General features: G+C 60.6%; 9 protein-coding genes and 1 pseudogene. 3 read left to right on the top strand and 7 right to left on the bottom strand.

Translation table 11 applies throughout. The features are described 5' to 3' along the window. Positions 1 to 86: 86 nt before the first annotated feature. Entirely contained in the window at positions 87 to 1,451 is a 1,365-nt protein-coding gene (locus tag ACA055_RS01660) for a formimidoylglutamate deiminase (protein ID WP_497682077.1), read from the top strand. A gap of 120 nt (positions 1,452 to 1,571) precedes the next feature. Here the strand turns inward: ACA055_RS01660 and ACA055_RS01655 are convergent, their stop codons facing one another. Both ACA055_RS01655 and ACA055_RS01650 read right to left on the bottom strand, forming a co-directional pair. Continuing rightward, positions 1,572 to 2,141, bottom strand: a complete 570-nt coding sequence (locus ACA055_RS01655) for a lipocalin family protein (RefSeq protein WP_497682076.1) — start codon at positions 2,139 to 2,141, stop codon at positions 1,572 to 1,574. A gap of 31 nt (positions 2,142 to 2,172) precedes the next feature. Continuing rightward, positions 2,173 to 2,427, bottom strand: a complete 255-nt coding sequence (locus ACA055_RS01650; RefSeq protein ID WP_497682075.1) for a hypothetical protein — start codon at positions 2,425 to 2,427, stop codon at positions 2,173 to 2,175. A 215-nt stretch (positions 2,428 to 2,642) separates the two neighbouring features. Here ACA055_RS01650 and ACA055_RS01645 point away from each other — a divergent pair. Beyond that, positions 2,643 to 3,743, top strand: a pseudogene (locus ACA055_RS01645) (HAMP domain-containing protein); the annotation flags it as partial. Between the two features lie 93 nt (positions 3,744 to 3,836). After that, positions 3,837 to 4,601, top strand: coding sequence for a methyl-accepting chemotaxis protein (locus ACA055_RS01640; RefSeq protein ID WP_370694726.1), 765 nt, complete (start codon positions 3,837 to 3,839; stop codon positions 4,599 to 4,601). Between the two features lie 116 nt (positions 4,602 to 4,717). Here the strand turns inward: ACA055_RS01640 and ACA055_RS01635 are convergent, their stop codons facing one another. From ACA055_RS01635 to ACA055_RS01615, 5 genes are all read right to left on the bottom strand, one after another. Continuing rightward, positions 4,718 to 5,320 (bottom strand): DUF924 family protein, encoded by a 603-nt coding sequence (locus tag ACA055_RS01635; protein WP_497682074.1) that lies wholly within the window; start codon positions 5,318 to 5,320, stop codon positions 4,718 to 4,720. Between the two features lie 4 nt (positions 5,321 to 5,324). Beyond that, the gene (locus ACA055_RS01630) at positions 5,325 to 6,335 is read right to left on the bottom strand and encodes a class 1 fructose-bisphosphatase (RefSeq protein WP_497682073.1); all 1,011 of its coding nucleotides are present in this window, start codon (positions 6,333 to 6,335) and stop codon (positions 5,325 to 5,327) included. A gap of 285 nt (positions 6,336 to 6,620) precedes the next feature. Continuing rightward, complete coding sequence (locus ACA055_RS01625; RefSeq protein ID WP_497682072.1) at positions 6,621 to 7,994, bottom strand: DUF3999 domain-containing protein; 1,374 nt, start codon at positions 7,992 to 7,994, stop codon at positions 6,621 to 6,623. After that, a complete protein-coding gene (locus ACA055_RS01620) occupies positions 7,991 to 11,566 on the bottom strand; it encodes a DUF2339 domain-containing protein (protein ID WP_497682071.1) in 3,576 nt (1,191 codons plus the stop codon). The genes ACA055_RS01625 and ACA055_RS01620 overlap by 4 nt, the downstream gene beginning before the upstream one ends. A 287-nt stretch (positions 11,567 to 11,853) precedes the next feature. Then, on the bottom strand, positions 11,854 to 14,304 hold the full coding sequence (locus ACA055_RS01615; protein ID WP_497682070.1) for a glycogen/starch/alpha-glucan phosphorylase: 2,451 nt from the start codon (positions 14,302 to 14,304) through the stop codon (positions 11,854 to 11,856). Positions 14,305 to 14,525: the final 221 nt, after the last annotated feature.

Below are 14,525 nucleotides of genomic sequence, written 5' to 3'. Positions count from 1 at the left end.
TAGAGGTTGCTAGCTTGCCGGAGTTTACCGAGCAGGCAAACGTCTGTATATGTATATACAAATAACACACGATGGGGTGCTGAACCATGTCCGCCTTCTTTGCCGAACGCGCGCTGCTGCCTAGTGGATGGGCCAACAATGTACGTCTTGAGGTCAGCGCCGATGGCGTGCTGACCCATATCCAGGCCGATTCTCACGCAGATGACGCCGAACGGCTGAGCGGTCCGCTGCTGCCGGGCATGCCGAATTTGCACTCCCACGCGTTCCAGCGGGCCATGGCCGGGCTGGCGGAAGTGGCGGGTAATCCGAACGATAGTTTCTGGACCTGGCGCGATTTGATGTATCGCCTCGTCGGAAAAATCAGCCCGGAACAACTCGGCGTCATCGCCCGTCAGCTGTACATCGAAATGCTCAAGGCCGGTTACACCTCGGTTGCAGAATTTCATTACGTGCACCACGACACGAGCGGCCAACCTTACGCAGATCCAGCCGAGCTGGCGCTGCGCATCAGCCAGGCAGCCAGCTCCGCCGGTATCGGTTTGACCTTGCTGCCGGTGCTCTACAGCCACTCCGGCTTTGGCGGCCAGGCCCCGAACGACGGCCAGCGCCGCTTTATCAACACTACCGAAAACTACCTGAAGCTTCAGTCGCGCTTGCAGCCGATCCTGGCGCAACAACCGGCGCAGGCGCTGGGTTTGTGTTTCCACTCGTTGCGCGCGGTAACGCCGCAGCAGATCAGCGAAGTGCTAGCCGCCAGCGACAAGCAATGCCCGATTCACATTCACATCGCCGAACAGCAGAAAGAAGTCGATGACTGCCTGAGCTGGAGTGGTCGCCGTCCGCTGCAATGGCTGTACGAAAATACCGATGTCGATCAGCGCTGGTGCCTGGTCCACGCGACTCACGCCAATCCGGAAGAAGTCACGCTGATGGCCAAGAGTCGCGCCATCGCCGGTTTGTGCCTGACCACCGAAGCCAACCTCGGCGACGGGATTTTCCCGGCGGTGGATTTCCTTGCTCAGGGCGGGCGCATGGGCATCGGTTCCGACAGCCATGTGTCATTGAGCGTGGTGGAAGAATTGCGCTGGCTGGAATACGGCCAGCGTCTGCGGGATCAACGACGCAATCGGTTGTATGGCGCGGATCAGCCGATGGTCGGACGCACACTGTACGACGCTGCGCTGGATGGCGGAGCTCAGGCGCTGGGACAGCCGATCGGCGCACTGGAAGTCGGCAAACGTGCGGATTGGCTGGTGCTGGACGGCAACGATCCGTACCTGGCGACAGCCAGTGGCGACGGGATTCTCAATCGTTGGTTATTTGCCGGCGGCGATCGCCAAGTGCGGGACGTGCTGGTCAATGGTCAGTGGGTCGTGCGTGACGGGCGTCATGCAGGAGAAGAGGAAAGCAATCGCGCCTTCACCCAGGTCCTGCGCGATCTCCTGGGCTGACACACAAAAAAATGTGGGAGCGGGCTTGCTCGCGAAAGTGGTCTGGCAGTCAACATCTCTGTTGAACATGACGACCTCTTCGCGAGCAAGCCCGCTCCCACATTGGATATCCGCTAACCGTTAATGCGATGTCTTGGCCATCTGCGTATCCGTCGCGCGCCAGATCAGTCGAGTGGTGTCGTAACCCTGCTGACGTGCCTTGCTCAGCAGTTCTTCACGCACTACGCCGTTAACTGTCGGGGTGCGTGACAGCAGCCAGAGATAACGACGACTCGGGTCACCGACGATGGCGGTCTTGTAGTCGTCGCTGACGAACAACACCCAGTATTCTCCCTTCGCCACGCCCGGCAGCAATCGCGAGAACCAGGTATCGAACTCGACCCACAACTTGTCGGACTTGCCCGGCACCTGTGGATACGCCGTGCCCCTGGCCTCTTCCCATTGCCAGTCCGCCGTCAGGCAGCGGTTCAGCACCAATACGTTACCGTCAGGCTTGAGGGTGTAACGAGCTTCGGATTGCGCGCAGTTGCGCTGGAAATACATCGGCAGACGGGCCAACTCGTACCAGGTCCCCTGATAACGCTTGAGGTTGACGCTGTTGACGGTCTTTGGCGCCAACGGGTCTTCGCCAGAAGTGGCGCAGCCGGCCAATACCAGGCCGGCAAAAAGTAAGATCAATAACCGCTTCATTGTTTTTCTCCCGTGGGCGAATAGCCCCGGATTACTTCAGGCCTTGGCCAGAAAACATCAACACTTTGTCACCGGCGTACTGCACGCTGATAAAGCTGTTCTTGTCACCCCAGGTGCAACTGGACATGCCGAGCGCGCCCGAACAGTCGGTGGGTGTGCCCAGCAAGGTTTCTACCTCGGCCTTGGGCATGCCTGACGACAGTTTCGAATAGTTTTCCTGATTGACCTTGCTGCACGCGGCCAGCAGCACGCAGAACGAAAGCAGGGCGATTGAACGCAGCGACATGGTGTAGCTCCTGGGGCGAAGGGGAATGGCATGGCTGCCAAGCAGAAGCTTAGAAGAGAAAACCCCTGTCTGGTTCCCTGACGGGCCGGCTATTTATTGATCCATTCGTCTGCCTTTTCCCGATAAATCAGCCACTTTCTTGCGCCGCTGAGTATTTCGTCGCTTTTCGCAAAATCTGCCTAATCTTTGGCACTGACCAGTCGACATAAAATGCAATGCAACGCCCACGCCTGTGGAAATTGCCCCCCTTTGTTGACCAGCCCTCCGCGGTAGCTCATTTAATGACCAGAAACATGAAATTCAGCCACAAGATCTTGCTGGCTGCTGCCCTCGTGGTGGCCGTTGCATTCGCTTGTTTCATCCTGTTCAACGACTATCGTCAGCGCCAAACGCTGCGCAGCAGCACCGAATCTTCGATGCAGGAACTCGGTAGCTTGACCACCAGCAACATCCAGACCTGGCTGGAAAGCCGCATCCAGTTGCTGCAATCGCTGTCCCAACAGATTGCCGTGGACGGCAGCGCCCAGGCCAACCTCAAGCGCGCCATCGACCTACCGGCCTACACCAGCAATTTCCAGCTGAGCTACTTCGGCGGCACCGACGGGGTTATGTTCTCTATTCCGGCAGGCAATCGCGCCGCGGATTACGATCCCCGCGCCCGTGGCTGGTACAAAGCGGCCAACAGTGCACAACAGACCATCGTTACCGAACCCTACATCGCCGCCTCGTCCGGCAAACTGGTGATCACCGTTGCCACTCCGGTGAAGCATCAGAACCAGATGATCGGTGTCGCTGGTGCAGACATCGACCTGTCCAGCGTCAGCGCAATCATTAACTCGCTGAACTTCGGCGGCCACGGCCATGCGTTCATCGTCAGCGCCGACGGCAAAATCCTGATCCACCCGGACAGCAAACTGGTGCTCAAGAGCCTGGCCGACGCCTACCCCAACGGTGCGCCAAAAGTCAGCCCGGGCATGAAAGAAGTCGAGATCGACGGCAAGAGCCAATTCATATCCTTCACCCACGTCAACGGCGTGCCGTCAGCGGACTGGTATGTGGCGCTAGTGCTGGATCAGGAAACCGCCTTCTCGATGCTCAGCGAATTCCGCACCTCGGCCATCATTGCCATGGTGATTGCGGTGGTGATCATCATCGCGCTGCTGGGGATGCTGATCAGCTTCCTGATGCAGCCGCTGCTGACCATGGGCCGCGCCATGCATGACATCGCCGAGGGCGAAGGCGACCTGACCAAACGCCTGACCATCCACGGCCATGACGAATTCGGCGCGCTGGGCACTTCGTTCAACCGCTTTGTGGAACGTATTCATACCTCGATCCGGGAAGTGGCCTCGGCCACGGGCCAGGTCAATGAAGTCGCTTTGCGTGTGGTGGCCGCGTCGAATTCGTCGATGTTCAACTCCGACCAGCAAGCCTCGCGCACCAGCAGCGTGGCTGCGGCAATCAACGAACTGGGCGCCGCCGCCCAGGAAATCGCCCAGAACGCCGCCCTCGCCTCCCAGCATTCGAGCGACGCCCGTGCACTGGCTGAAGATGGCCAGCAAGTGGTGGATAAAACCATCGCGGCGATGCAGCAGCTCTCGGCGAAGATCAGTGATTCGTGCGGCAACATCGAGACGCTCAACAGCAACACGGTGAACATCGGGCAGATTCTGGAAGTAATCACCAGCATCTCGCAGCAGACCAACCTGTTGGCGCTCAACGCGGCCATCGAAGCGGCTCGTGCCGGTGAAGCCGGACGTGGTTTTGCCGTGGTAGCGGACGAGGTGCGCAACCTCGCCCACCGCACTCAGGATTCGGCGCAGCAAGTGCAGAAGATGATCGAAGAACTGCAAGTCGGTGCCCGGGAAGCGGTCAGCACCATGACCGACAGCCAGCGCCAGAGCGAAAGTAGCGTCGGCATCGCCAACCAGGCCGGCGAACGGCTGGGCAGCGTGACCCAGCGCATCGGCGAAATCGACGGCATGAACCAGTCGGTGGCGACCGCGACCGAAGAACAGACGGCGGTGGTGGAGTCGATCAACGTCGACATCACCGAGATCAACACGCTGAACCAGGAAGGCGTGGAGAACTTGCAGTCGACCTTGCGTGCGTGTGCCGATCTTGAGCAGCAAGCGGCGCGGTTGAAGCAGTTGGTGGGTAGCTTCAGGATTTAGTGCTTTTTCGGGCCTCTTCGCGAGCACGCCCGCTCCCACATTGGATCTCCTGTGCGACACAGATCCAATGTGGGAGCGGGCTTGCTCGCGAAGACGGCATCAGCAGCAACGAAGAATTAGAACCGAGACCCAGGTCCCGACAGAAACGCCAGCTCCTCAGCCGTAGATTCCCTTCCCATCACCGCATTGCGATGCGGAAACCGCCCAAACCGCGCAATCACCTGCTGATGCTTCTCGGCATAATCCAGATAATCGGCAAACAGTGCCCGATCAGCTTCCGGCTGTTGCGCCACCAGATCGATGTAACGCGACACGGCTTCATTCTGCACCGCCAGATTCTCGCAATGCTCGAACACCAAATAGATGAACACCCGCTGGATAGGCTGTAACTGCCGGTCGAAATCCGCAGCAATGCCTTGCGCCACCAGTGCCTGAGCCCTGGGATCGCCAGCGAAAGATTTGGGTGAATCGCGAAAGATCATTCGCGGGAGTTGATCAAGCAACAGCACCAGGGCCAGCCAACCTTCGGGGCGTTGCGCCCACTCGGTCAATCCACCGGCCAGTGCCTGCTCGACCCAGTCCCCGAAACGCGTGCGCGCTTCGAGGTCCTGGCTGTCGCGCTTGCCGAACCATAACTTGCCCTTGTCAGCCGCGATTGCCTTGGGTGTTTCGGCTGTACCGAACCACCATTCGAGCAACGGCTGCCAGGGCTCGGCCATGGGTTTATTCCTTGTGGTAAGCCGTGGCGCGTGCCACTTCTTCTTTCGAACCGAGGAACACTGCTACGCGCTGGTGCAGGCCTTCAGGCTGAATGTCGAGGATGCGCTGGTGGCCATCGGTGGAAGCGCCGCCAGCTTGTTCGACCAGGAACGACATCGGGTTGGCTTCGTACATCAGACGCAGTTTGCCCGGCTTGGACGGCTCGCGGCTGTCGCGCGGGTACATGAACACGCCACCACGGGTCAGGATGCGATGCACATCGGCAACCATCGCGGCGACCCAGCGCATGTTGTAGTTCTTTTTCAGCGGGCCTTCTTCGCCAGCCAGCAATTCGCTGACGTAGCGTTGTACCGGCGCTTCCCAGTGACGCTGGTTGGACATGTTGATCGCGAATTCCTGAGTGGTTTCCGGAATCTTGATGTCTTCGTGGGTCAGCACGAAGCTGCCCATTTCGCGGTCCAGGGTGAAGCCTTTCACGCCGTCGCCCAAGGTCAGGATCAGCATGGTTTGTGGGCCATAGATCGCGTAACCGGCGGCAACCTGTTGGGTGCCTGGCTGCAGGAAGGCTTTTTCGCTCAGGCTTTCGTTCTGGCTCAGGTGCTCGTTCGGGCAACGCAGTACTGAGAAGATAGTACCGACCGGCGCGTTGATATCGATGTTCGACGAACCGTCCAGTGGGTCGAATACCAACAGGTATGCGCCTTTAGGATACTTGCCCGGGATCTGGTAGGCATTGTCCATTTCTTCGGACGCCATGCCGGCCAGGTGACCGCCCCATTCGTTGGCTTCGAGCAGGATCTCGTTGGAAATCACGTCGAGTTTCTTCTGCACTTCGCCTTGGACGTTTTCGGTGCCCATGCTGCCCAGGACACCACCCAGGGCGCCTTTGGAGACGGCGTGGCTGATTTCCTTGCAGGCGCGCGCCACCACTTCGATCAGAAAACGCAGATCGGCAGGGGTGTTGTTGCTACGGGTCTGCTCGATCAAATAGCGACTCAGGGTAACGCGGGACATGGACGGCTCCGGAGGAATGGGGGGGCTAAAAACCCGCGCAGTTTAGCGCGAGTCGGGGCGCATTTCCTCCTATCAGACGTGATCCGCCCAATAGAGTTCATGTGCCGGGATGTAGCGTAGTTCGAAATGGGACGGATGGGGGCCAAGGATTAGGGGCCGTTTCGACATTTTCTTTGCCTGACACTCCGTCTTCGCGAGCAAGCCGCTCCAACTGGATCTCCTGTGCGACACAGATCCAATGTGGGAGCGGGCTTGCTCGCGAAGGGCGCGTAGCGCCAGCCATTCTCAAGTTTTAGCAGACGGCTTGCGCAACAGGCTGAACGCCATCGCCGCTAGAAACAAAACACTCAGCAACAACACTGCCCACAACCCGAACTTCTTCCAGTTCGTGCCAGGCATCGCAGCCGTTGTCGCTGTCGACGCCGGCGTAACAACGGCCGCACCTTCGACTTTTGCCTTGCCCAGCGCCGCCAACTTCGCCGCACTGTAATCCGGAATCAACGTCGACAACGGCAGGTTCGCCGCCTTCACCGTCGCGCTCCCGAGCGCCAGCGTATAAGGTCCGGCACCGCGCGCCAGGAACACCAATTGGGTCGAACGCACGGCAAACCGAATCGTCGGCGCCTCGGCACCCAGTCCACCGCCGCGCTCATCGACGGTCAGTTTCAACTGCCGTACGGTTTGCCCCGGCAATTGCAATTCGTTCTGCACCACGTCCTGCCCATTCTGGATCAGGCGATAGAGCAAACCGCTGCTCAATGGCTGCCACGGCAGGCTGCTTTCCCGACGACCGGACAAGGTCACCGGCGCCAGGCTGTTGGGTTGACTCAGCTCGACCTGCACCCGTTCGACATTCAGTCCCATCGGCAATTGCCAGGTGTATTCACCGGCCTTCACGCTGCTGCCGGCCAACGCTTGCGACCACACCAACGGCAGTGGCAGGCTGCGGGTGCTGGCGCTTTCCAGTTGCGCCGAGGTCAGCGTCGGCGCCGATTGCGGCGCGCTCCACAGCAAGCGCAGATAGCGCGCCGATTGGCCCGGCAGTCCGACTTCATGCTGCTCCACCCGCTCGTCCGCAAACGTCAGCCGCGCCACCTGGCCTTCGCCCCACGACTGCCACTGCTGCAAGTCGTCGCTGGCTTCGATGCTGAAACGCTGGAAGCCGTCGCGCTCGCTGGTCCAGTCGAGGATCAATTGTTGCAACGGCGCCTTGATGCCGCTGGCGTCGAGCAACCAGCCGCGCAGGACTTCTTCACCCGCTTCCAGCTGACTGGAGGGCTGCACTTCGACCAATGTGCCGTTGGCGCTCGATTGCACGCGCACGCTCGGCGCATGCTCGGTAGCGTCCGCCGAGTTGTACAACGGGAACCACTTCACGTCGGTCAGGGTGCGGTTTTCGCTGGTAGACGCAGGCTCGCGGGCCAGGGCGTAAGCCTGAGCCTCACCGGCGGCGTTGAACACGCGCACATCGCTCAGGTCAGTCTGTCGCGCATTCAGCTGCACGGCCAAAGGTAATTCGAGGCGATACCACGGGCCTTCACCGCTGACAGACAACGGCACCCGAGTGCTGAAGTCCGCAGGTTTTTCCTGGGCGCTGGCCGACAACGCCACACCCAGCGCAACAGCGCCCAACCAGCCCAGGTTCAGCTTCTGACTCAAGACGACACTCCTTCGGTTTCCGGGACTGGCTTTCCAGCCTCCGGCACAGTTTCGGCGCGCTTGGGCGGCAACGGGGCGAAATAACCCACCACCAGCAGCAACACGCCAACGCCTATAAACGAGACGATCCGCGCAAGTCCGCCGCGGTTACTCAATTCGACAAAGAACAGCTTGGCCACGACCACACCGATCAATGCGGCGCCGATCAGCCAGACTTCGCGGCGATTACGCAGGTGACCACCGATCATCAGACTCAGCGCCATCAAGGTCCAGACGATCGACAGACCAGCCTGCACCTGCATCGACGCGAGCAGCAGATCCAGCTCGAACGGCACGCCGCCCCAATGGTGAGCCGTGCGGTTTACCAGTGCAGTAAAGAAGGCAAACAGTGAGACCCCGGCGATCAGTTGCGCGGCGTGATCAAAGTAGTCCTTGCGGATCGCCAGTTGCGTTACGGCGCTGCGGGACCACACGTAAACACCGAACAGCGCAAACAGCAGGCCCAGCTCCAGCGGGTTGATCAACGGTACATACGGCAGAGGTTCGGCAGTCCCGTCGCTGACGATGTTCGCCAGCCAGAACCAGCCGAGCATCAACAAGGCCAGGGGCGCTGCGGCGTACACACGGTACTCGCGAGGATAAGCCGACACCGGCCAAGGCCACGCACGAGGCGCAGCTGCGAGCACCAGATACAGGCTCGGCAGAATCGCCCAACCCAACCAACGCCAGGCGTTGTACTGCTCGGACAACAGCAGCAAGCCATAACGCAGCTCCAGAGCCAGTACACCGATCAGCAGCCAGCAGCCGAGCACGTGGGCAGTACTCAGGGCGCGCGCCGGCAGCATCGGCGCCAGACGCCGCAGGGCGATGAAATGCACGACGAACACTGCCGCCCACGCCAACCAACCGAAATTGGCCGCCGGGTGATAACGCGAATGCCACGCGGCGACCAACACCAGCCCCGCCGCAGGAATCAACAAGGTGTTGCAGAGCAAACCCAGCGCCGACCATTTCAATCGCAGCGCCAACAGCGTCCAGAGCGCGACACTCAGGGCTGCGACGGCCAGCAGCAATGTCGCTTGCAGATTCAACGGCGCGAAGCGCAGCACTTCGCTAACCCACGCCAGCGCCCACCAACCCGCGCCCCAGGCCAGCAACACGTCGGACAAACGCTGCAAACTCACCGCATTGAACGCCGTGGCAGGGTCGCCGAGCTGCAAGCGCCAGGCGCCAACCAATGCCGCCAGGCCCAGCACCAGCGGCGTCCAGAAGCCGCTGTGGGCCAATGGGCGCAAACCTTCGCTGGCCAGCGTCCCGAGCACGTCCGGCCCGGCCAGCAGGAACGCCGCGCCGCCAATCACCTGCAATAGCAGGCCGAAGACAAAACTCACGCGCTGTTTGAGGTACAAACTGAGCCAGATGATGAACAAACCACTGGCCGCCCACACCGCACTTGCGGTTTGCCAGGGCAGGACAAACAGCACCGCCAGATTGATCAGCACCAGACCGGCGAGCAGCACCACCGACAAGCCGCGCAACAATCGAATATCGCTGCGAACCATGTCGTCACGAGCCGCCAGCAACATGCCGGCGATCAACGCCAGGCCGATCAAGGAAGCGCTGAGCAAACCACTCCATCCGGCGCTGAACACAGCGCCAGACTCACCGCTCGAACCTTGCAGCCGCAGCAGGAACAACGCACCGCCCAACAATTGCACGGCAAACGCGGTGAACAGGAACGTCCGCGATTGCAGGCGTAGACCGACAAACAACGTCGCCAGGCCCGCCAGCGCCCAACTGATCGCCGTGCCGTGAGTGAGGAAGAACAACGGCGCCAGCAGATAGAGGAAGCTCAGACCGAGGCACGCCAACACCGGCAGCCCTTTGCGCTCCCATGGCGAGGTCTGCTCGGGCAATGCGTTGCGCAATTGATAGAAGCTGAACAGCAGCGCCACGCCGAGCATCAATGCGCCCAATGGTGCACCGTCCAGCAGGCTGCTTTCGCCTATCTGCAATTCGCTGACAAACGCCAGCGCCGACCCCAGTTGCAGCAGCAAGGCGAAGGCGCGGGCCAGCGGTCGTTGCTGACGCAGGCCGAGCCAGAAAATCCCCGCGCCTTCCACTGCCCAGGCTGCCGCCGTCCAGCGAGCATCGAGCCCCAGCGGAATCGCCAGGCTGGTGAAGATCACGCCCAGCGCCAGACAGGTTTCTGCCAGCAACAACGCCCGACCACCCATCAACAATCGAGCCAGGCCCATATAAATCATACCCAGCGCCAACGCACTGAACGCGGCGGCAAATTCCAGGTGCTGGACCAGCGCAAACTGCAAACCGAAGCCCACCAGCGGCGGACCGAACAGCATCGTGCCGTCGACGTAATCGCCCTTGCGCGCCGACCAGCGCAGCAGCGCTTCGCGGCTGTCGTCCTCGGGGGCGTCGCTCATTTCCAGCAACGTGCGCCGGGCGAACAGCAGACCAATGGCCAGGTACATCAGGAAAAACAGAATCAGGAACGGCTCGGTGCTCCACAACAACTCCGGCGCATAGGAACGCAGCCCCCAGGCGAAACCGATGCCGAAGGTGCCGACAAAACCGATCAGGTTGAGCAGGCGCCAGGCCTTGAACCAGGCGATGGCGAGAATGCCGGCGTTGAGCAGGGCGAAATAGCTGAACAGCGCGACATGGTTGCCCGCGCCGGTGGACGTCAGGATCGGCGCGGCGAAACCGCCGAGCGCTGCCGCAGCGGCCAGCCCCAACGCGTCCTGGGTGATAGCGAGAATCGCCGAGAACACCGTCACCGCAACCAGCAGGCCTAGCGCCGCCGTGGGATCGAGCAGCGGATGCAGACGCATCGCGGCAAACACCGTCAGGTATAAAACCGCGATCCCGGTGCCTTGCAGCATCAATGCGTAATGACTGTTACGAATTCTGAGCCACCACCCCAGCGCCAGCAGGCCCAATGCCGCCCCCGCAACGCCGGCGTAACGCAATTCGATCGGCACCACCATGCCTTCGGTGGCATAACGCAGCAGGAAGGCCAGACCGAGGAACAACAACACCACGCCGACCCGCAGCACGGTATTGCCGCCAAACAGCCAGTTGCGGGCACCGCTGATGGCGCGCTCGATGAAATTCGGACCGCGAGGGATGGCGGGTTGTTGCGGTTCGCGGGCCACCGGGTCCGGTTTCCACGCATCGGCGGGCGGCGGACGACTGGCTTCGGTGGTCGCGGCGGTTATCGGTGCAAGTTCAGGTGGGAGTTCCCAGATTAGCTCCGGGGCCTCGACTGGGATTTCGTCGAGCGTGAATTCAGGGGACGGGGCGGGTTCGCTGGTTTCCGGCGCTTTAACGCCTGAAGCTTCCAGCAATGACAGCCGTTGCTGCACCGCATTCAGCGCGATTTGAGCCTGATCCAGTAACCGACGTTGCTCGGCGGTCTGTGAACTCAAGCGGCCAATTTGAATGACCTGGCCAACTCCCAACCCAAGCAGCGCGCCCAATAACCCATCGCTGAACGACTCGTCGAGTATCCAGCCCAGCACCAGCCCAATCAGCATGAACATCCATTGCATGGTCGATATCCCTAAGCGGCCCGCTGCGGGGCGAATCCGGGCGATACAGCGTCTGGTTCAGTCTAGTGACCAGACACCCGGAATCCAGTGTGAGCGCAGATTGCATCTGCACCACAAACCCAATGTGGGAGCGGGCTTGCTCGCGAAGAGGGCATCCCATTCAACATTGATGTCGAATGTCAGTCCGCTTTCGCGAGCAAGCCCGCTCCCACAAAGGTGAAGTTGGTGCTTAGTATATCGATCAGGCCCTACCGACGTTGGGCCTTGCGCACATTTGTCGCTAAAAGTTACTCCAAGGCCTTCCAGATCTCCGTGGCGTACTCACGAATGGTCCGGTCTGACGAGAACCAGCCCATCCGGGAGGTGTTCAGCACCGCCGAACGCCACCATTCTTTCGAATCGTGCCAATGGGCCTCAACCCGCATCTGCGCGTCCCAATAGGAATCGAAATCGGCACAGACCAGAAAACGGTCGTAATCCACCAGCGAATCGATCAACCCGGTGTAACGGGACGGATCATCCGGCGAGAACACCCCGCCACGAATCGCCTGCAGCACGTCATTGAGCCGATGGGACGCGGCGATGTCAGGCGTCGCGTTGAACTCATGGTTCTGCTTGCGCGCCTCGACCTGCTGAGCGCTGAGACCGAAGATGAACATGTGGTCGGCACCGATGAACTCGCACATTTCCACGTTGGCCCCGTCCAGGGTGCCAATGGTCAGCGCGCCGTTGAGGCCGAATTTCATGTTGCTGGTGCCTGAAGCTTCGAACCCTGCGGTGGAAATCTGCTCCGACAGATCCGCCGCCGGAATGATGCTCTCGGCCAGGCTGACGTTGTAATTGGGCAGGAACACCACTTTGAGCAAACCGCGCACGGTCGGGTCGTTGTTCACCACCCGAGCGATGTCGTTGGTCAGTTTGATGATCAGCTTGGCCTGGTGATAACTGGCCGCCGCTTTACCCGCGAAGATCTTCACGCGCGGCACCCAGTCGATTTCCGGCTCGGCGCGAATCGCCTGATACAGCGCGACAGTGTGCAGCAGGTTGAGCAATTGACGTTTGTATTCGTGGATCCGTTTGACCTGCACGTCGAACATCGCCGCCGGGTTGACCGCCACCCCGAGTCGCTCGTGAATGATGTAGGCCAGGGCCTTCTTGCTGTGCAGCCGCTGTTCGGCGAACGCTTTGCGGAACGCGGATTTCTCCGCGAACGGTTCCAGGTCGAGCAGGCGTTTTTCAGGATTGTCCAGCAGGTCCGGGCCGAGGGCATCGACCATCATCGACGTCAGTTCGGGGTTGGCCTGGTAGAGCCAGCGGCGGAATGTGATGCCGTTGGTCTTGTTGTTGATCCGCTCCGGGTAAAGTTTGTGCAGTTCGGAGAACACCGTTTTGCGCATTAGCTGCGTGTGCAGCGCAGACACGCCATTGACGCTGTGTGATCCCAGGAACGCCAGGTTGCCCATGCGCACGCGGCGGCCGTTGTCTTCCTCGATCAGCGACACCGCGCGCAGCACGTCGAAGTCATGGACACCCTTGGCCCGCAGCGAATCGATGTGCTGGGCGTTGATCAGATAAATAATCTGCATGTGCCGCGGCAGCATCCGCTCCATCAAACCGACCGGCCAGGTTTCCAGCGCTTCGGGCAACAGCGTGTGGTTGGTGTAGGAGAGCGTGTCGACAGTGACCTGCCATGCTGCGTCCCACGCCACATCGTAGACGTCGACCAGCTGACGCATCAGCTCGGCCACGGCAATCGAGGGGTGGGTGTCATTGAGCTGGATCGCCGCGTGGTCGCCCAAGGTCAGGACCGAGGTGTGCATGTTGCGATGACGACGCAGCAGATCCTGCAAGGACGCGGCGACGAAGAAGTATTCCTGACGCAGACGCAGTTCCTGGCCGGCTTCGGTGCTATCCGCCGGGTAAAGCACACGGGAAATACTTTCCGCCCGGGCCACCTCCGCTACCGCGCCCAAATGGTCGCCGGCATTGAAGCGTTCCAGGTGCAAATCTTCCATGGCCCGGGCGCGCCACAGCCGCAGTGTGTTGACGCTGGCTCCACGCCAACCGACCACCGGCGTGTCATAAGCAATCGCGCGAACGGTTTCCGCCGGGGTCCAGACTTGTTTGGATTTGCCGGCTTCGTCGGTGACGGTTTCGACGCTGCCGCCGAAGCCGATCGGGTACACGACCTCTGGCCGTTCAAATTCCCATGGGTTACCGAAATCCAGCCAGTGTTCGGTCTGTTCCTGCTGCCAGCCGTCGACAATCGCCTGACGGAACAAGCCGTGTTCATAACGAATGCCGTAGCCGTGCCCGGCGATACCGAGGGTCGACATGCTTTCCATGAAGCACGCCGCCAGACGACCAAGGCCGCCGTTACCCAGTGCCGCGTCGGGCTCCAACAGGCGGATACGCTCAATGTCGACACCGAGTTCGGTCATGGCCTCGCGGGCCACATCGAGCAGCCCGAGGTTGCTCAGGCTGTCGTAGAGCAGCCGGCCGATGAGAAATTCCAGGGAGAGGTAGTAAACGCGTTTCTGACCTTTGCGGTAGATCTGCCGGGTGTGATCCATCCAGTGCTCGACCATGTGATCGCGCGCGGCCAAGGCAATGGCCTCGAACCAGTCGTGGTCGAAGGCGTGATCCGGGTCTTTGCCCACCGCGTAGGTGAGTTTGGTCAAGACGGCGTCGCGGAATGCGGCCACCTCTGCTTCGCGAACAAGTGGTTCTTGAGTCATCGATAGGACCTCGAGCGAGCTTGGAATTGTCTGAGCCTAGACGGTCTGACAGGCGGTATGGGCTCTGGTTCGGCAGTTTTTCCTGATAGTGCGAGATAGGCCGGCATTAGATTGTCGTGTGTCTGAATCAATGCAGGGGCCGTGCCGGATTAACGGTGTTATTGGGCTCCTCAGAAAAAAACTGGCGAAAGGTTGTTCAAAAATCCACCAGTCCCGGTATG

Source organism: Pseudomonas sp. LBUM1657 (assembly GCF_059716075.1).
Note: the sequence above shows the minus strand (reverse complement) of the source record. Positions and strands in the feature narration are given on the sequence as shown.